Source organism: Planococcus alkaliphilus (genome assembly GCF_057031095.1).
Genome location: NZ_CM168060.1, coordinates 2075362 through 2094353 on the forward strand (window position 1 = coordinate 2075362; position 18992 = coordinate 2094353).

The 18992-nt window shown below is 44.4% G+C and carries 13 protein-coding genes and 1 other RNA gene; 2 read left to right on the top strand and 12 right to left on the bottom strand.

Features of this window, described 5'->3' with window-relative positions; all coding sequences use genetic code 11:
* The first annotated feature begins 105 nt into the window (after positions 1-105).
* On the top strand, positions 106-1443 hold the full coding sequence (locus tag AC2EXB_RS11185; protein ID WP_483601459.1) for a hemolysin family protein: 1338 nt from the start codon (positions 106-108) through the stop codon (positions 1441-1443).
* A 41-nt stretch (positions 1444-1484) separates the two neighbouring features.
* Here the strand turns inward: AC2EXB_RS11185 and AC2EXB_RS11190 are convergent, their stop codons facing one another.
* From AC2EXB_RS11190 to AC2EXB_RS11245, 12 genes are all read right to left on the bottom strand, one after another.
* Positions 1485-2417, bottom strand: coding sequence for a sulfurtransferase (locus AC2EXB_RS11190; RefSeq protein WP_483601460.1), 933 nt, complete (start codon positions 2415-2417; stop codon positions 1485-1487).
* Between the two features lie 3 nt (positions 2418-2420).
* Positions 2421-6002 carry a dynamin family protein gene (locus AC2EXB_RS11195; RefSeq protein WP_483601461.1) on the bottom strand — a complete coding sequence of 1194 codons (3582 nt, stop codon included), beginning with the start codon at positions 6000-6002 and terminating at the stop codon, positions 2421-2423.
* A gap of 187 nt (positions 6003-6189) precedes the next feature.
* The gene (locus AC2EXB_RS11200) at positions 6190-6948 is read right to left on the bottom strand and encodes an SDR family NAD(P)-dependent oxidoreductase (RefSeq protein WP_483601463.1); all 759 of its coding nucleotides are present in this window, start codon (positions 6946-6948) and stop codon (positions 6190-6192) included.
* A 99-nt stretch (positions 6949-7047) separates the two neighbouring features.
* Complete coding sequence (locus tag AC2EXB_RS11205) at positions 7048-8553, bottom strand: carboxypeptidase M32 (RefSeq protein ID WP_483601464.1); 1506 nt, start codon at positions 8551-8553, stop codon at positions 7048-7050.
* 54 nt (positions 8554-8607) lie between these two features.
* Positions 8608-10515 carry an ATP-dependent DNA helicase gene (locus tag AC2EXB_RS11210; RefSeq protein WP_483601465.1) on the bottom strand — a complete coding sequence of 636 codons (1908 nt, stop codon included), beginning with the start codon at positions 10513-10515 and terminating at the stop codon, positions 8608-8610.
* A 50-nt stretch (positions 10516-10565) separates the two neighbouring features.
* Entirely contained in the window at positions 10566-11702 is a 1137-nt protein-coding gene (locus tag AC2EXB_RS11215; RefSeq protein WP_483601467.1) for a THUMP domain-containing class I SAM-dependent RNA methyltransferase, read from the bottom strand.
* On the bottom strand, positions 11699-13447 hold the full coding sequence (locus tag AC2EXB_RS11220) for a putative bifunctional diguanylate cyclase/phosphodiesterase (protein ID WP_483601468.1): 1749 nt from the start codon (positions 13445-13447) through the stop codon (positions 11699-11701). Before AC2EXB_RS11220 ends, AC2EXB_RS11215 begins: the two co-directional genes overlap by 4 nt.
* 79 nt (positions 13448-13526) lie before the next feature.
* An RNA gene (gene rnpB, locus AC2EXB_RS11225) (RNase P RNA component class B) lies at positions 13527-13905 on the bottom strand.
* Between the two features lie 48 nt (positions 13906-13953).
* Positions 13954-14247 carry a cell division regulator GpsB gene (gene gpsB, locus AC2EXB_RS11230; protein WP_052651436.1) on the bottom strand — a complete coding sequence of 98 codons (294 nt, stop codon included), beginning with the start codon at positions 14245-14247 and terminating at the stop codon, positions 13954-13956.
* Between the two features lie 65 nt (positions 14248-14312).
* Positions 14313-15560 carry a ribonuclease H-like domain-containing protein gene (locus AC2EXB_RS11235; RefSeq protein ID WP_483601469.1) on the bottom strand — a complete coding sequence of 416 codons (1248 nt, stop codon included), beginning with the start codon at positions 15558-15560 and terminating at the stop codon, positions 14313-14315.
* 7 nt (positions 15561-15567) lie between these two features.
* The gene (locus tag AC2EXB_RS11240) at positions 15568-17838 is read right to left on the bottom strand and encodes a DEAD/DEAH box helicase (RefSeq protein ID WP_483601470.1); all 2271 of its coding nucleotides are present in this window, start codon (positions 17836-17838) and stop codon (positions 15568-15570) included.
* Positions 17831-18199, bottom strand: coding sequence for a YppE family protein (locus AC2EXB_RS11245; protein ID WP_235196400.1), 369 nt, complete (start codon positions 18197-18199; stop codon positions 17831-17833). The genes AC2EXB_RS11240 and AC2EXB_RS11245 overlap by 8 nt, the downstream gene beginning before the upstream one ends.
* Positions 18200-18390: 191 nt before the next feature.
* Between AC2EXB_RS11245 and recU the strand changes: the two genes are divergently transcribed.
* Complete coding sequence (recU, locus tag AC2EXB_RS11250; protein ID WP_483601472.1) at positions 18391-18987, top strand: Holliday junction resolvase RecU; 597 nt, start codon at positions 18391-18393, stop codon at positions 18985-18987.
* Positions 18988-18992 lie beyond the last annotated feature (5 nt).

Consider the following 18992-nt stretch of genomic DNA (forward strand, 5'->3'; position numbering starts at 1 on the left):
AAAATTTTTTGCGAGAAGTTCCCAAAAGAAAGTGGCTTTCGGTTATGGTATAATAAATGGATATTTTAGAAAGCAGAGGTGAACCCTTCAAACCGGAGGGACGAATTGGACAGTATACTTTACTTGAATTTGTTTTTAGTGGCTTTATTAATTGCTTTGACTGCATTATTTGTTGGCTCGGAATTTTCAATCATCAAAGTGAGGACTTCCCGTATTGACCAACTGATTTTGGAAGGCAATAAAAACGCAATACGCACCAGAAAAATCGTGGATAACCTGGATTATTATTTATCGGCCTGCCAACTTGGCATTACCATGACAGCCTTAGGGCTTGGGTGGCTCGGGGAACCGACGGTCGAACGAATCCTGCATCCCGTTTTTGAAAATTTCGGCATCGTGGATCCGACAGCTTCCATCCTTTCCTTCGGGATTGCATTTGCAGTCGTAACATTTCTTCATGTAGTCCTTGGAGAACTGGCTCCAAAAACCTTGGCGATCCAGTACGCTGAAGCAATGGCCTTATTCTTTTCAAAGCCATTGGTTATTTTCGGAAAGATTTTAAACCCGTTCATCTGGCTCATGAATGGTTCTGCACGCCTATTGCTGCGCATGTTCGGAGTCGAACCTGCCGGACATGAACAAGCCCATTCGGAAGAAGAGTTAAAGATCATTATGAACGAAAGCTATCAAAGCGGTGAAATCAACAAGACCGAACTTTCATATATGCAAAACATCTTTTCATTCGACGAACGCGTTGCTAAAGACATCATGCTTCCACGCACACAGATGGAAACGATCTCTTTGGAGATGGATGAAAATGAGTTGATGGAAATCGTCAGAGACCATCAATATACCCGTTATCCTGTAACTGAAAATGGCGATAAGGATGACATTATCGGGTTTGTAAATATTAAAGAACTGTTAACGAATTTCACGGTAAATGGAAGTTTGAAAAAAAGTATCATTGTCCATGACATCCCTTTCGTATTGGAGTTAGCGCCTATCCAGGACGTACTTTTAACGATGCAAAGGCAGCAAGTCCATATGGCCATTGTCATTGATGAATACGGCGGCACTTCCGGCGTCATTACAATGGAAGACATTCTGGAAGAAATCGTCGGGGAAATCCGCGATGAATTTGATGATGACGAACGGGACGAAATCAAAGCACTCGATCCGCTCAATTACCTTGTGAACGGACGTGTCCTCCTTTCAGATTTGGAAGACCGTTTTGCCATCGTTTTTGATGACAGCGAAGACGTAGATACGATAGGCGGTTGGGTCCAGCTCAAAAACACAGACATCACTGAAGGCGGCACTGTGCATCTGCCGACCCATGTCATTACTGTGCGGGAAATGGAAAACCACCAAATCATCATGGTTCAGCTGACGCGCAAACAACCGAAAAAAGACATTTCGCTGGCTAAAGAAATTAGCAAATAAAACTGGAAAACCCCCGCCCAAATTGAGCGGGGGTTTTCCTATCATTTTTTCTCAAGCAAGGATTTTTCGTATTCAAATTTCTTCATGAGCATTTCGCCGCTATAGCCTTCTTCGATCAATTTTGCTAAGACAGCTTTTGCTGCATCGCCCATTTCAGCGGATTGATCATTCGCGTCAATTTCAACGACATTCTTTTCATCCGTTATCCAGTCAGAGAAACTTCCTGCATATAAGCGGAGTGACTGGTACCCTTTATGGGCTAGCATGGCATACAACGCGGCAGCAGTTACGCCGCTTCCGCAATAAACCACTGCGGGTTCGCTTTTCTGGAGTATACCCGAGAAATCCACTTCTTCCGTGAATTCACCCCGGTGGTCAATCAACTGCTCCCAGTCGAAGTTGCGGGCGCCGGGAATTCTGCCAGCAACCGGATCAATCGGTTCAGAAATCCCTGCATAGCGTTCAGCAGACCGGGCATCTAATAAGATCCCAAGCTCTTCTCCATCGATAATTTGCTTAACGTAAGTTTGGTCGGCATAGATCGATTCATCAAAAGAAAGCTCTACTTTAGCAGCGGCATGTTCAGGAACCATTGCGCTCGTTTCCAACCCTTCTTTTTTCAGCGATTCGAATCCTTTTTGGCTGATATAGGCATTTTCGAATCCAGCGTATTTCAATAGCCACCAAGCACGTGCTGCATAGGGAGCTCCGCCTTGGTCGTAAATCATGATCTCGTCTTTCGGATCAAGCCCGCTTTTTTCAATCAACCCGCTTAATTTTTCTTTAGAAGGCATCGGATGCCGCCCGCCTGCCGCCTCCATATCTGATAGGTCTTTTTCAAGGTCCCAGTAGATAGCTCCTTCAATATGTTCTTTGAGATAGGCTTTTTCTCCCCAACTCGGATCCTTCAAATCGAATCGTGCATCAATCCATCGATAGTTTTGTGTTTGGTCAATATTTTTGAATACTGGCATTCCTTACACCCTTTCAGCTACGAGATTTGAAAACAAGTCTTTCCACTGTGCCAAAATTTCCTGTTGCTGGAGCACAATTCGTTCTGATTCGATTTGATCGATAGCTTGGCGAAGCATGTGCTGCCGCAAGCCTTCTGCTTCCTGTTCGATCCAATTATCCGCCCAATGGCTGATTTTTACTTTTTCTCGGTCGAGATACTTTAAGGCATCCGGCTCCATCAAAGCCTGTAAAGCGTTCCGTAATTTTTCTTTTTCATTCTTCTCGAAAAAGCTTTTATTATTTTTGTAATAGGATTTCACAGATGTATAAGATGTCCCCACAAAGGCCTGATCCGGTTCAATTGCCGCTGACTCTTCCACTTCATAAGGAGTCAGCGAGAAATCCGGATTCATCTCTTTTAGTTTCGCGCTGTCATCTTTGAAACGGTTTGAAATCCGTTTTTCGATAAACTGGGCTAACCGGAAATGCGTCACGCGCAATTCCTGGGCAAAGTCGAATGCCGTCATTTCAACGATATCGTCGATTGCGGTGTCGAGTGCCTGTTGAGCTGATTTTCCATTGAATGCTGATGGATTAAAGGCTTCTTTGAAAAAATCATTGAAGCGGTAGAATACACGCTGATTTACGTAATACAGCAATTCATCCAATTCCTGCATGGCTTCTTTTATGAAAATCCGCGCAGCAGATGCACTGAACAAGATGCACAATTGCTGCTCAATCTGTTTCAGCTCTGCTAGACGTTCATCTTTACGCATCAAATTCTTTTCGGTTTGGGCGATCAACGCGCTAAAACGGTCAACCGCTTTTTGCTCTTCCTCTGCCAAGGATTGAACAGCCATCCCCTTGATTTCATCTTTCAAGAAATGCTGGAAAGCTTCTTCGAATTCCGGCATCCCTGAAACTGCCTTGTCTCTTAACGCAAGCAAGCTTGAAACTCCATAAAGCCTTGGAAAACGGATGCCAAAACGCTGAAGTTCGTCTTGAACATATGTAATGACAGCGTCTTTTTCCTCTTCATTATTCGCTAAATCGATTGCATTGACGACAAAAAACATCTTATCCATTTCAAATGCATCTTTTACACGTCCAAGCTGGATGAGAAATTCCCGGTCAGCTCTGGCAAATGCATGGTTATAGTAAGTGATGAACAAGACCGCATCGGCATTGCGGATATATTCGAAAGCGACATTCGTATGCCGGGCATTAATCGAGTCAGCTCCCGGAGTGTCCACTAAAGTGACGCCGCTTCTCGTCAATTCACAGTCGTAGTAGAAGTCGATTTCATCAACAAAACAACTGCGTTCTTCTTTCGCGACATAAAGTCCAAACTCTTCACGATTGGTTCGGAGCGTCTCCCCGAGATGTTCCTTGAATTCCGGATAGCCTTTTTGGAACGCGTCGATAAACGATTTATGGACTTGCTGCTCTGATGAACCTTCTTGCGAAAGTGTTCCAGCTTTAGCGAAAGCTTCCTCTAACGTGTGGACTTCTACGCCCAAGACCTTAAAGGAATTTCTCACATCTTCCGTCATCTGAGCGACCGTTTTCAAGCGGACATCTGCCGTTTCATGCGGATGGTCCTTAGTCACAGGACGGATCCGGTTAATGGTCGCGGTCGTCGGATTTGGGGAAACCGGCAGAACCGTTTCACCCATCAATGCGTTTGAAAAAGAAGATTTTCCCGCACTGAATGCACCGAATAGCGCAATTGTAAACTCCTGTTTCTCTAAACGTGCTGCTTTTCGCTTCAAGTATTCCGCTGTTTCCGCAAACCCTTTAATCGAAGTGAGGGCCAAAGCCGTTTGATTGGCTCTTCCAATTACCGCATTTTCATCAAATTGGTTTACATTCGATGAAACGAGCTGGTCACGGCCTTCCCGGTTCGATGCGGCTTTCTGCTCGAGCATCGATTCATCAAATTCCACCATTTCTGCCATCGAAATTGAAAACTCATGCTGCCAATGATCGACTTTTTGCTCCGCTTCGACTTTCTGGCTAGGAAGCATCGCAGAAAAAGATTTTTTCACTTTATCAATCCGCTCATCCATCTCTTCTAAAGTTGTGATGGCCAACAGTTTTTGGTCCAGCAATTGGGCTTTCATATCCATTTCAGTATTGGCGTCATCGGATAACGAAGTGAACTTTTCTTCTTGCTCCTTTTTCCAGCCTTCTGTCTCTTTAATGAACCAACGCTGAATGGAAACAGTGATATTCTTCGCAAAATTCAAGATGGCATCGCTCGTGATCGGACCGCTTTTCGGAAGCTGTTCTTCAATCAGCGAGAACGGAGGAGAAAACTCTTGTTCGTCAATGGAAATCGACTCGTCATCAGTTAAGAGCCCTGCGTCTTTCAACGAATTTTTCATCAGTTTTTTCAGATGATTCGTGATTTGCGATGGAACGACCGTATCGAGCCTTTCCACTACTTCTTTTTTCCGCAATGCCCGCTCTTCTTCCGTTTTTTTGCCGCTGAACAACAAACCGACCTTGAAATTAGGCTGGACCGACTCGACATAATTCGTAAGGGCATTCCGCAATTCATACGGCATGATATTGGCGTTTTCAACTAATTCTTTTCTGTCTTTTTCGAATTTAGCCTGCCATTTTTCAAAATCAAGAACCGATCGGCGATTCGCCACTTTCGTATTTTCATGTTTGATATCTTCACGGTTCTCCCATTCGTCTTCAGTTAAAACGGATGAAAATGCCTGCAGCCGCTCCTGTTGTTCTTCTTCCAGGAAACGGAGATGTTCATCTTTCAATTGCTGCAAAGCTGCATCGGTCGCTTCCCCTACATGGCCTTGCCATCCTGCCATTGTAGAAGCCACCAATTCCTTTACTTGTTCGAAATCATTGCCGGGAAACGCAAAGTCTTTCAAGGATGTAAAGAAAATCCCTTTCGGTTCCACTCCCCATGCAGCAAATGAATCATAAACCGATTTTTTAAAGTCCTCGAAAGGCAATTCAATTGCCTGATGCTTGTCTATCTGATTGACAATCAAATAGAGCTCCGTGTATTTCTGCAGCTCACGGGTGAAATTGAAATTCAACTCGGACTGGACATGATTGTAATCCATCACATAAAAGACCATGTCTGCAACATGCAGTGCAGATTCCGTAGACAAGCGGTGGGCATCATCTGTCGAGTCGACTCCCGGAGTGTCCATGACCGTGATGCCTTCCGGAAGCACAGAGTCTTGGTGGCCAATATCAACTTGGGTCACGTCTCCGCTTTTACAGAATGCCTTGACTACGTCGAAATCGTAATTCTCCGGAAAATAAACCGGTTTCTTGTTTTTACGGTTGACGATTGCAAAATCGGAAGGCGCTTTTTGCACATTCACGATATTTGCACTTGTCGGAATCGGACTCGAAGGCAATAAGGTCTCGCCCGTCAGCGCATTGATCATCGACGATTTCCCTGAAGAAAAATGTCCGGCAAATCCTATAATAAAATTATTCTTTAATATTTTCTTTGCAAACAATTCCGCTTTTGATGCGCGTTCTGTGTCTTCATTATCTGCAAATATTTTATAAAGCCTTGCTGTTTCAATTAAATCTTTTTGATGGTCATGTGCTGTCATTTGATAACCCCTTCTTCAGATACTGCTTTAATCATAACATTTTTTTACGTTCAACGAAAAAAGGAGTTTCCCCAAATATAATTGGAACATTTCCTTTTTCGGCGAAGCTGGCGCAGCGCTTTAATCGAAACAAAAGGGCTAACCAATAAGTCGAGTAAAGACTTATTGGTTAGCCCTTGCAGACGCCTCACGAAAATCCGTGGATGGACATGCCGCCGTCGACAAATAAAGTTTGTCCGGTAATATAGCTTGCCGCGTCTGAAGCCAGGAAAACGACTGGCGACGCCACTTCCGGCAGTTCACCTACCCGCTTCATCGGCGTTACAGCTAAGATGGAATTTAAGTATTCTTCGTCCGCCAATATTTTTTCCGTCAACGGTGTTTTAAAATACCAAGGGCCGATCGCATTGACTCGGATGTTCTTTGTTCCCCATTCCATCGCCATCACTTTCGTCATTTGGATAATCGCCGCTTTTGAAGCTGCGTACACAACGCCTGTTTTCAGCGCTCGCTCCCCGCCAACTGAGCTGATATTGATGACTGAGCCGCCGTTTTTCATTTGCTTGGCCGCTTCTTGAGAAAACATGAAAACGCTATGTGCGTTCGTATCCATGATTTTTTGCCATTCGCCGTCAGTCGCTTCCATTAAAGAAGAACGGATATTCATGCCGGCATTGTTTACAAGGACATCAAGTTTGCCGAAACGTTCCACTGTTTTTTCCACTGCTTGCTGAATTTGTTCCCTCGATGTAATATCAGCCACTGCATAATCCGTCCGGCCGTTATTGATTTCTTGTTGGACAGCCTTCAAATCTTCCTCTGTTCTCGCAACCAGCATCAGGTTTGCCCCCGCTTCTGCCACTGCCAGAGCGATTGCTTTCCCTATCCCTTTTCCAGCGCCTGTAACGATCGCTGTCTTGCCTTCTAAACTGAATGATTTTAACATATAACCCCTCCTGCATTTATTATAATCAAAATTCTTTGGAATTGGCTGATGGAAAATAAAAAAGCCCGAAAGCAACTGCTTTCGGGCTCACTTTCCACCTTAATTCAACTGATAAATCTTTGAATATTTCTCTTCCAGGTAGGCTGCTAGATAATCTGCGTTCAATCCTTCGCCGGTGGCGTCTTTCAGGATCTCCAGCGGCTTTTTCGACATGCCGTATTGATGCACGTTTTGAGTCAGCCATTCTCGGATCGGTGTGATATTGCCTGTTGAAAGCAACTCGTCAAAATTAGGCAAATCTTTTAGCATCGCATTTTTGAATTGCGCTGCGTACATATAGCCAAGTGCATAGGAAGGGAAATAACCGAAGCTTCCTCCTGCCCAGTGCACATCCTGCAATACGCCTTCGGCATCATCTGAAGGACGCACACCTAAATATTCTTCGTATTTATCGTTCCAAAGCTTTGGCAAATCTTTGACTGCAAGGTCTCCATTGAACAACCCTTTTTCAAGCTCATAACGGATCATGATATGCAGTGAATACGTCAGCTCATCCGCTTCAATCCGAATCAAGGAAGGCTTCGATTCATTGATCGCCCGCACGTAATCTTCTAGGCTCACAGCTTCGAATTGCTTCGGAGCGTATTTTTTCAATAACTCATAATTGCTTGTCCAAAAGTTTTCGTTGCGGCCGATGAAGTTCTCGAAGAAAAGCGATTGGGACTCATGGATCCCCATCGACGCCCCATCTTCAATCGCAAGACCGGAAAGGTCCGCTCCCAGGTTCTGGTCGTAAAGAGCATGCCCGCCTTCATGGATTGTTCCAAATACAGCTGTACGGAAATCCTGTTCGTCGTATTTCGTCGTTACCCGAACGTCTCGGCGGTTGATTGTGGTCATGAATGGATGGACTGTTTCATCCAAGCGGCCAGCTTCAAAATCATAGCCTAATTGCTCCAATACTTCGACGCTTAAATCCCGCTGAGCTACTTTTGGAAAATGCTCATAAAGGAAACCGGTCTCCGGTTTATGTTCAGAAGCCGCTATTTTTTGAACCAGCGGTACAATGCGGTCTCGCAGCTTGCCGAAAACTTCATCAAGGATTTCTGTCGTCATGCCCGGCTCGTATTGATCAAGCAGCGTATTATAAGCGCTGCCGTTCTTTTCGCCCCAATAGCCGATCATTTTCTTTGTCATCGACACCAAATCTTCTAAATAAGGCTCAAATAACGAAAAGTCAGCGGCTGCTTTTGCATCTTCCCAAACCGACTCTGCTTTGGACTGCAAAATGACGAATTTCTTGTATTCTTCAGGCGGAATTTTTTTGCTCAAATCGTATTCCTTGCGTGACTCTTCGACTGAACGCTGCATCACATGGCTCAGTTTCGCTTTATCTGTTTCCAAATCAGCCAATAATTGCCCGAATTCCTCAGACGTTGATATAGCGAATAATTCCGAAGACAAAGTTCCGATCGTTTCAGAACGGAGATCCGTTCCTTTTTTTGGTGCTCCGGTACGGAGATCCCAATACAATAAGGAAAGAGCTTCATTGTACGCCTGCATTTTACTTACATGGTCTTTATACTGTTTTTCAAGTGTCAACATAATCCCCCCACATCTTCTTTGCCTAATAATTGTATCATAAGCAGGAAGAAAGGATTAAAAATTCTCAGCAACTACAGGCAAAATCCCTTGCCATAAATGCTCTACTGCAAGCTCTTCTTCATTCAGCAGCAAATGGATTTCACCGTGGTCGTTTGACGTACGGATCAATCGGCCGATGCCTTGCTGGATACGCAGCTGCATGAACGGCAAATCGATTTCCTCTAACGGATTCAAGCTGAAATTGCGCTTCGCTTCAAATACCGGATCTTTTGGCGGGAACGGCAAATCGACGATGATCACTTTCGTCAATGCTTCTCCTGGCAGATCCAGTCCCTCCCAAAGGTGGTATGAACACAACACCTGGAATTTGCCTTCTTGGAATTCTTTGACGACCGTCGATAATTCCCGGTCCCCTTCGAATTCAATCGCATATTGATGGTCGAGCGGCAAGGATTGCTTGAAATGCTCCATATCGATCTTTGATTTAAACAGCACTAAAGTTTGGTCTCCTGATGAAAACAAATCATATACCCGTTCAAACTTATCTGTTTGCTGAAGTGGGTGTTTGACGATTTTCATTACTTCTTCGTATTCAAAAGGTGACGGAACAGAAAATGATTGGAAATCATCGATTCCGAGGCTGTCTGCGATATAAGTGAAATCTTTTTGAACCGATAAAGTCGCAGATGAGAAGATGATCGGCGTTTTTCCATCAAACAATTTTTCGTCCAAAATATCGGTTACGAGACGAGGCATGATGACCAAAGTTTCGATTTCATCTTTCACTTCCATCCAGTTGACCGCATCGCCCTCCTCTACAAATAAACGCATGGAGAAATTATAGAGCTCAAAATATTCTTCTGCCATTTTCAAATCGTATTCCGGAATGGTATACAATTCGCCTTCAAAAACAAATTCTTCCATCAAATCATCAATCAATGCAATCAATTCTTTTCCTAACGATAGAAGTGAATCCGTTTTACGGATGCCTTGGCGGTCTTCATCGCTTGGAATGGCGCAATTGCGAAGTTCCCGGAAAAATTCATTGTGCAAATCGATTGTCCGCTCGATCATACTCAAAGTCTTTTCACGGACACCGTCGACCATAATGCGTTCCGTTACATTAAGCAGGGTCATTTCCTGCACTTCGTATGTCAATGCGCGCTGAGCTGCAAATTCAAGCAAATGCCCTTCATCAAGAACAATCAACGATGTTTCCGGAAGAAGCGGCGTTTGGCCTTCCCGCGTCCGTGTATCTTTTGTCCATATATGCTCCATCAGGAAATCATGTGAACAAATAACCAAATCTGTCGCCTGGCGGTAATGGTTGCGGTGTATCGTCTGGCCGCATTTATTGCGCAGCTCGCAAGCTGCACAATTCTGGATGGGATGGTAATTGACTTGCTGCCATTCTTCATCGGTTACATCCGGGTAGCTTGATCGTTCTCCGTAAGGGTAGGTATTTTGCATGGAATAAGTTTTGTTGACGAATTCCGGCAGACTGAACTCGATATCATCCAAAAAATCCGCGTCACTGCGCTTTTGGGCGCCTTCTAGGCGCTGCAAGCATAAATACTGGTCTCTCGACTTTGCCAGCCTGACGTCCATTTTCAGATCGAATAAGGAGTTCAAGCGGTCAATATCGCCGCCTTTTTTTACAAGCTGTTCGATCAAAGTCTCATCTGCACAAGAAATGAGTGCCGGTTTGCCCGTATAGCGGGCATACGCGATCGCTGGCAAAAGATAAGCGAGCGTTTTTCCAGTTCCCACTCCCGCTTCTGCAAAAAGAACCGATTTTTCTTTTAACGCCTGCTCAATTTGAAAAGCCATAAAAATTTGTTCGTCCCGGAGATCGAAGCCTTTTTCGGGAAGTTCATCATAAAAGATGTCGCCAATCCAATCATTCAAGGATTCAAAGAAGGTTTTATCTTTCGATAATGGAAATGGTATAGGTTGTCTCATATATTCTCCTCACAGATAAACGGAAGGGCTATCGCCCTTCCGTTATCCTGTCATTTATTTTTTGGACGCTCGCCCCAGAATTGGAATAGATCGGTGCGGATGAATCCGTTGAATAATTTTCTTTTCTTTGTTGCCGGCTGTCCGTACAAAGTTTCGAAACGCGGCATAGACGACAGCATATAAATTGACCATGATGGATATTTGGCGAAAATCCGCCCCATATCACCAATCATTTCTTCAATTTCCTCAATTTCCCCGATCCGTTCTCCATATGGAGGGTTTCCGACAACGACTCCGTTTTCGCCTTGCGCTATGAAATCTTTCAACTGGCGCTGCTGGAATTGGATCAAGTCGCCGAAACCTGCTTCTAGTGCGTTCGCTTCTGCGATTTTCACCATGCGATGATCGATGTCAGTACCTAAAATTTCTAATGGTTGATCGTAATTTGCCAGTTCTTCCGCTTCATTGCGCACTTCTTCCCACATTTGCGGCTTCATCCATGGCCAATGTTCACTGTCGAATTCCCGATTATAGCCGGGTGCAATATTTTGTCCGATCATAGCGGCCTCAATAGCAATCGTACCTGAACCGCAGAACGGATCGATAAAGGGACGGTCCGGTGTCCAGCGTGATAATTTCACAAGGGCCGCAGCCAAAGTTTCTTTCAGCGGCGCTTCCCCTTGGTCCAGCCGGTAACCGCGCTTATGGAGGCCGGCACCGCTCGTATCGATTGAAAGCTGTACTTTATCTTTTAAAATGGAGACTTCAATCTTAAAGCGCGGGCCTGATTCGTCCAAGAATGAGTTGCGGTGATACGCTTTTTTTAAGCGCTCAACAATTGCTTTCTTGACGATCGACTGGCAGTCCGGCACGCTGTATAATTTAGATTTTACCGATTTACCTTGCACCGGGAAATTCGCATCAACCGGAAGAAACTTCTCCCATTCAATCGCTTTGGTGCGTTCGAACAATTCATCAAACGTATAGGCATTGAATTCCCCTGCAATGATTTTTACCCGGTCTGCTGTGCGCAGCCAAAGATTGGCTTTTGCAATATCGCGTTCTTCGCCCTCGAAAAACACTTTGCCGTTATCTGTTTGTGTTTCATATCCTAATTCTTTCACTTCATCCGCTACAATCGATTCAAGTCCCATTGCAGCCGTAGCCAGTAATTTAAATGTGGTCATATTGACGCCCTTTCCTGTTGCTTAATATTCCAAATTTCGATAAATGCAAGCAGTTCTTCTGCTGGCATCGCTTTACTGTATATATATCCTTGTATCACATCACAGCCGAGTTGCGTCAGCAGTTGCACTTGTTCAGGCGTTTCCACCCCTTCAGCTACAACGGTTAAACGGAGGCTATGCGCCAAATTGATAATAGCATCTACAATGAATTCATTTTCTTTGATGGATACAATTTCTTTTACAAAGCTGCTATCCACTTTCAATTGATCAATTGGGAAGCGGCTTAAATAACTTAAAGACGAATAGCCTGTCCCAAAATCATCTACAGCTATGGAAAATCCCAGATCTCTCAATTCTTCGAGCTTTACCGTAGTTTCTGCCACATTGTCCATAATGGTATGTTCAGTCAATTCGATTTCAAAAAAACCTGGTTGGCAATTCATCTTTTCAAAAATCGTTTTTATCGATGCGACGAAGTTGGGCTGCTGAAAATGCAGGCTGGAAATATTGATGGAAATCGGAGCATTCAAGCTGCCATTGAAATTCATGACAATAAAATCACGGAGGACAGTTTCAATAATCGCTTCGCTGAGAGAAATGATCAGTCCGGTTTCTTCCGCAAATGGAATGAATTCAGAAGGCGCCACTACCCCGAGCTTTTTGCTTTCCCATCGGATCAGCGATTCAAATCCGGTCACTCGCTTTGTCTGAATATCGATTTGCGGTTGATAATGCATCGTAAATGTCCGATTTTCAATCGCTTTTCGCAATTCCGCTTCCATTAAGACAAGGCGTCTTGAAGCTGTTTTTAAATCATCGAAATAAAAACAGTATTGGTTTCTGCCGTTTTGTTTGGCATAATACATCGCTTTATCGGCTTTCCGAAGCATATCATCCAAGGTCATGCCATCTATCGGATAGAGGCTGATTCCAATACTTGTCGAAATATAGATTTCTTCATCCGCCAAGTGGAATGGCGTTTCAAGAACTTCTATAATTTTTTCCGCCATACTGGCCGCCTCACGGGGATGTTTGATAGCAGTCAAGGCAACGACAAACTCGTCTCCCCCATAACGCGCTAAAATATCCTTATTTTTCAAGAGCCCTCTAATCCGTTCTGCAACGCTCATCAGCAATAAATCGCCAATATCATGACCTAGGGAATCATTGATCTGTTTAAAACGATCCAAATCCAGGAAAAGAATGGCGTGGCTAAGTTCATACTTTTGGGATGTCTTGATCAATTGCTGCATCCTCTCCGTAAAATCATAGCGATTTGACGTGCCTGTCAGCGAATCTGTCAGCGCCATTTTCTTTAACTCGTCTTCGGAAGTTTTCCGGTCGGTCAAATCAGAAAAAATGCCGCAGTAATTCCGGACAATTCCATTTTCATCTTTTATCGCGGTGATGTTCAACCATTCTGGGTAGATTTCGCCATTTTTCCGGCGATTCCATATTTCCCCGCTCCATTCGCCATCTAGATTCATCTTTTCCCACATGGTTTGATAAAAATCTTGTCTATGAATGCCCGACTGAAGCACTTTAGGTGTCTTCCCTAAAACTTCTTCCCGTTCATATCCGGTGACAAGTTCAAATGCGGGATTCACATGCACAATGCGTTTGTGGAGGTCCGTCACCATAATGCCTTCTGAAACTTTAGTAAATACTTTCTCAGGCAAATCTTGAGGGAACTTGGAAATTGAAATTGCGGAGTTTTTAATGAAAGCTTGTTCGACCAAAATCATGCACCACGATTCTAATAGTATAAGAAGAAAAGCTCCCCTTCCGGAGAGCTTTTAATAAGCAATTTAAAGCCAAAAGAAATTCTATAAGCCATGTTTTGTCTTCCACGTACTCAAACGGTTTGACCCTCGTACTAGTGGACGGCAACCATCTATCTGCAAGCTTAAGCCTGCCTCTTCCTCAGTTCAATTCCTTCAGAAAAGTGCCCCTACCATAATTTGGGTTTCTCACTCGCGGGGTTTACCTCGTTCCACCTGTATAATTTCTTATACAGCTCCGTCACTGTGGCACCTTCAGGGTATTTCGGCCATATCCGAAGACTTAGGCGTTCTACCCGCCGTCAGCTGTTAAAGCTGCCTTAGCTTATTGTTTCGCTAAGCGCGATCACTACGGCCATCGCAGATCCGTGTGAGCATGGACTTTCCTCTCCGGAAAAAATCCGGAGCGATTGCCAGAATTTCAAATGGCTTTACTAGTATACGTTATTCCGGGAAAGATTACAACGAAATTACTCGTTATTCAATTTGTTTCCGAACACATGGTTTTCCAGATGGGATAGCCGGCGAAGAATATCAAAATTCGTCGTCCCGGGAGCTGGAGTCGCCTGCTTGCGAGGCATGTCTTCTAATTCTGCTTTTAAGCGTTTGTTTTCATTTTGCAATTGCTCGATTTTTTTTGCGAAAATTTCATAGTCCTGGATGATTTCATCGAGGAAATGGTCTACCTCGTCTTGGTTATAACCGCGCATACCTGTTTTAAAATCTTTTTCTAAGATATCTTTAGCTGTAAATTTATTGTCCATTTTAATCGTCCTTCCGTAAAAAGCCTGCCATACGCTAAGTATAGCATAAGGCAGGTTATAGGTCTTTATATCTTCTTCACTTCCGAACGTTTTTTTCGAAGTTTTTCTTCCAGACGCCCCTGGCGTTTGATCAGATCAAGGACAATCGAATTGCGCACTTTCGTATGTTCGCTTGCTTCTTTGGCAAAGCCCGCCATAATCGACGCTTGCTGAAGGTCCTTCAGTTGATGCTCATATAATTTTGCTGCATGGATCCAAGCTTCCACTTCGACTGTGCCTCTTAAATGAGGCGCTGCTTCTTTAAATAAGCGGACGGCCTCTTCGTATAAGCCGGATCTCTTTTTCTGGATGGCGAGCAGGTATCTGGCCATCGCAGCAGAACTTCCACGCTCTAAAGCGACGTGTTCAAGATAAGCTGCGCTTTGGTCATATTGTTTTAAATCCGCATACCATTTGCCGATATTGGTATAGGCGCCGCTCGTCTCCGTTTCAAAATCTTCCATTAACAGATCCGACGACAAAACGTATAAAGAAACCAACGACAAGATATCCAATTCATTATGGAAAAGCACTTTTCCTAAGCCTTCCGGATAGCCGCTTTTCACAGCATCCAGGTAAATCGGCGGGATCAGATAGCCCGGGACATCCCCTTCTCTGGCAAAGCCGAGCTTTTCTTCTTCAATGGTGCTTAGCTTCATTCGTTCCAGTTCATTTTTCCATATCCGTTTTGTGCCATGGAATAAGTCAATCTGGACCGGCGTCGGGAGCTTCGGTAAAATTTGGCGATGCATCGTCCAGCGCGACATCAATTGCGGCCAGTCAAAACTTTTCCCGTTGTAGGAAAAGATGATGGGCTGTTCTTCTTCCCATAGCTTTGTTTCATAAAGAAATGCTGCTTCATTGGATGGATCGGGCATAATGTATTGAATCATTTCGAAACAATTCTCTTTTTTCACCAATAAGCCGATCAAGAAAATATAGGCGCCTGTTCCGCTAAGTCCGGTTGTTTCCGTATCGAAGAAAACAATCTTGTCATCCACATTCAATTTAAATGGATGATCGAAAGAAACGTCTTCCCATGCCTTAAGCACCCGGTCAAGTTCGTTGAGCTTCACTTTGCCATGCTGTGTATCTAAAGGGTACGTGATTTTTTTCTCGTAAACAAATCCGAATTTATTTTCTTTCAGTTTTAATCCGATGCTGTTCCATTTCTCTTCGTGCAGCGGACGCTCGTTTGCTGTCGGCTGTTTCTTTTTCACTGGCTGCTTTTTCAGCATGCCTTTCATCTGGAGTAGTTTGCTTTCAAATGACATTCGCTGCTCACCTCTCTTTGCGGAGCTCGCTCAGTAAATCGATTACGTGGCTCTTCATGCTGATGGCCGCTTCCTGCGCGCCGATGCATGCCGGGCATCCATCAAGGCATGGGCATTCTTCCACATGCTGCTGGGCTTTGTCGAGCAGCGGCTGCCAGAGATCGTAAATTCTTTCGCTGATGCCGATGCCGCCCGGATAGGAATCATGGATAAAGAAAGACGGCATGCCGTTATGCGGCGATTTCACTTGAGGCACCACATGAACGTCCCTGCGGTCGCATTGGACGAAAATCGGGATAAACGATTCAATGGCATATGCAGCGCCGGTCATCGTGTCCGACAGTTCGGAATCGGAAAAATCTTCCGGCTTTTCAAAGCTTAGCCATGTAGAAGAAGTATGCAATTCTTCGGCAGGCAATGAAATAGGTCCGGAACCGATATTATCATGGCTGTCGAAACGTATTTTTTTGAAAATCGTCGGCATCGCAAGAACGGCAATATCACCGAATTGGACATCAGCAGTATGCAGTTTCCGTGTTTTGTCTTCGCTCATCACTTTCAATTCAACCGCTAAATTCGCATCGGTAAAATAATCCACGTCCACTTCACGGACGTAGGCTTTCTTTTCTTCCCAATCCAGAATCTCCACTTGGAACTGGGTTCCTTGATGAAGGTAAATGGCCTCTTCGTGCAATAAAGTCATTGCGCTGAAGCGGTCCATTTCCCCGATTACTTTTGTATTGGCAGGAATCGATTGATCGATGATGACCACATTTTCCTGAGAAGCCGAGCGCAGAGAAATGTCATGGGCAGGAAAACGGTCGCTCATCCAATGCCAGCGATCAGAAGTCCGGACAAGGACCCCTTCTTCCTGCAAATATTCCAGCAATTCCTGGACATCAAATTCTCCGTATTGGTCATCTGTCGAAAAGGGCAATTCAAAAGAAGCACATTTCAGATGATCCATGAGAATGATGATGTTCTCCGGATGGATCCTCGCTTCTTCCGGCGTCTGGTCCAGCAAGTATTCAGGATGATTGATGATGTATTGGTCGAGTGCAGTGGATTGCGCCACATAAACCACAAGCGATTCATCCTGCCTTCTCCCTGCCCGTCCAGCTTGCTGCCAGGCGCTTGCGATATTTCCAGGATAACCGGTCATAATACACGCTTGCAGCTGTCCGATATCCACTCCCAATTCAAGTGCATTTGTGGAAACGACGCATTTGATCGTCCCATCGCGCAGCCCTTTTTCGATGGCTCTCCGCTCAGTCGGCAAGTAACCTCCACGGTAGCCTTTTATGGATTCGTCTTGAAGCTTCGTTTTTGTAATGGCTTTTAGATACGTGACGAGCATTTCCACCCGCACCCGGCTCTTTGCAAAAACGATTGTTTGGATATTTTGTTTGACGAGATGCGTCGCCAAATCCCGAACTTCGAGCACTGCGCTTCTTCTCACTCCGAATGTCGGATGGATGATTGGCGGATTATAGAAAACGATGTGTTTTTTACCGGACGGGGCTCCGTTTTGGTCAATGAGCACATGCTCCGTATTTGTCAGATTCTCTGCAAGTTCTTTCGGGTTTGCAATCGTTGCTGATGTGCAGATAAAGACCGGATGGCTGCCATAAAATTCACAAATCCGCTTTAAGCGTCGGATGACATGCGCTACATGCGTTCCGAACACTCCTTTATACGTATGAAGTTCGTCAATGACTATATAATGAAGGTTCTCGAATAATGAAACCCATTTTGTATGGTGCGGCAATATCGCTGAATGGAGCATATCCGGATTCGTAATGACGATTTGCCCCGCTTTTCTGACTTTCGTCCGGATTGCCGGTGCCGTATCGCCGTCATAGGTATACGATAAAATATCCTGGTCCATTTTTTCGATCAAATCGTGGAGATCGCTTTTCTGATCTTGCGCTAGCGCCTTTGTGGGGAAAAGATAAAGGGCACGTGCGCCTGGATCATTTAAAATTTTGTGGATCACCGGCAAATGATAGCAATACGATTTGCCGGAAGCAGTTGGCGTAACTGCTGTAAATGACTTGCCGCTCACAGCGAGGTCAAACGCTTCACGCTGGTGGGTGTATAATTTATCCACCCCTTTTTTCTTTAGTGCCTGTTTTAAACTGTCATGCATTGCTTCTGGAAATTCCGCATACATTGCAGGCTTTTCCTCTTTTGTATGCCAATGGACAATGCGCTCCATCATATCGGGTTCCGTTTTCCATTCTTCCATCAACTCGGGAAGTTTTTTTCGTTTAATCATTGCAGTCGCCCTTTTCGTCTATCGCTCGTATAAATGTCTGCAAAGTATACTGGGCAGCCTGTATGGTTTGGATAAAACGCTTTTTGCTGGTATCTTTATAAAAGCTTTGGACAAAAAATTGCGTCATCCCTTCTGCTGCCGTGTCGATTTGCGGCTTGTGGACATGCTTTGGCCGCTCCTGCTGTATATAGACTAGCGACTCCCGCTGCCACTCATTTATCAATTCATGCCAGTGATCGGCATATGGCTTTACATCGTTATAAAAATCCGGCTCGGCATCGCGTTCGCGCATGTCAAAAAACCGGTCTTGGCATTTCCCGCATTCATCGAATAGCGTGGAAGAAAGTTCTCGTACTGTCATAAATCTGCCACCTCCGTTGCCAATAGTTTATCATATTCCTTTTAGGCAGACGAATATTATCGAACAGACATTCTTTTCAGTTGGCATTTGGGAAGAGTTCCGCTATTATAAGTCTAGCAATTTTTGAAACCTTTCCACATCGGCATCGTCTAAATCCGTGTGATATGATAGATGGAGTGAGGTGTATCACGATGGCAATAAATTATCCAAACGGAAAAAAGTTCATTCCTTCTAAAGAAAAGCCCGTCGCCAAAAAGAAGAAGGATTTTTCCTTCAGCAACCGGGGTAAGACATTAGAGGATGAATTAAACGAAACAAATGACTATTACTTGCAAATGGGTTTAGCCGTCATCCATAAAAAGCCGGTGCCAGTCCAGATTGTAAAAGTGGAATATCCGTCCAGGAGTGCAGCGGTTATTCGCGAGGCCTATTTCAGAGCCCCTTCTACCACTGATTACAATGGCGTTTGGAACGGCAAATATATCGATTTCGAAGCGAAAGAAACCGAAAATAAAACGTCCTTTCCTTTGAAAAACATCCATGACCATCAAATTCATCATATGGCCCAAGTCGTCAAACAAAAAGGGGTGGCCTTCATGATCATCCGATTCTCTTCATTGCAGCGTTACTTCATCATTCGCTTTGAAGATCTCGAAGTTTTTTGGAACCGGATGATTACAGGTGGAAGAAAATCCATCGCCTTGGTTGAATTGGAAGCAACTGCAATAGAAGTAAATCCAGGCGCTTTCCCGCGCCTGGATTACCTGCCTATTCTGCAAAATCTTTAAATGCA

Bases quoted from the DNA above. Each gene is read 5' to 3' on its own strand.
- recU (WP_483601472.1), top strand. From the start codon at position 18,391: ATGGCAATAAATTATCCAAACGGAAAAAAGTTCATTCCTTCTAAAGAA.
- AC2EXB_RS11215 (WP_483601467.1), bottom strand. From the start codon at position 11,702: ATGACCACATTTAAATTACTGGCTACGGCTGCAATGGGACTTGAATCG.
- AC2EXB_RS11195 (WP_483601461.1), bottom strand. From the start codon at position 6,002: ATGACAGCACATGACCATCAAAAAGATTTAATTGAAACAGCAAGGCTT.
- AC2EXB_RS11210 (WP_483601465.1), bottom strand. From the start codon at position 10,515: ATGAGACAACCTATACCATTTCCATTATCGAAAGATAAAACCTTCTTT.
- AC2EXB_RS11235 (WP_483601469.1), bottom strand. From the start codon at position 15,560: ATGTCATTTGAAAGCAAACTACTCCAGATGAAAGGCATGCTGAAAAAG.
- AC2EXB_RS11190 (WP_483601460.1), bottom strand. From the start codon at position 2,417: ATGCCAGTATTCAAAAATATTGACCAAACACAAAACTATCGATGGATT.
- AC2EXB_RS11220 (WP_483601468.1), bottom strand. From the start codon at position 13,447: ATGATTTTGGTCGAACAAGCTTTCATTAAAAACTCCGCAATTTCAATT.
- AC2EXB_RS11200 (WP_483601463.1), bottom strand. From the start codon at position 6,948: ATGTTAAAATCATTCAGTTTAGAAGGCAAGACAGCGATCGTTACAGGC.
- AC2EXB_RS11245 (WP_235196400.1), bottom strand. From the start codon at position 18,199: ATGACAGTACGAGAACTTTCTTCCACGCTATTCGATGAATGCGGGAAA.
- AC2EXB_RS11240 (WP_483601470.1), bottom strand. From the start codon at position 17,838: ATGATTAAACGAAAAAAACTTCCCGAGTTGATGGAAGAATGGAAAACG.
- AC2EXB_RS11205 (WP_483601464.1), bottom strand. From the start codon at position 8,553: ATGTTGACACTTGAAAAACAGTATAAAGACCATGTAAGTAAAATGCAG.
- gpsB (WP_052651436.1), bottom strand. From the start codon at position 14,247: ATGGACAATAAATTTACAGCTAAAGATATCTTAGAAAAAGATTTTAAA.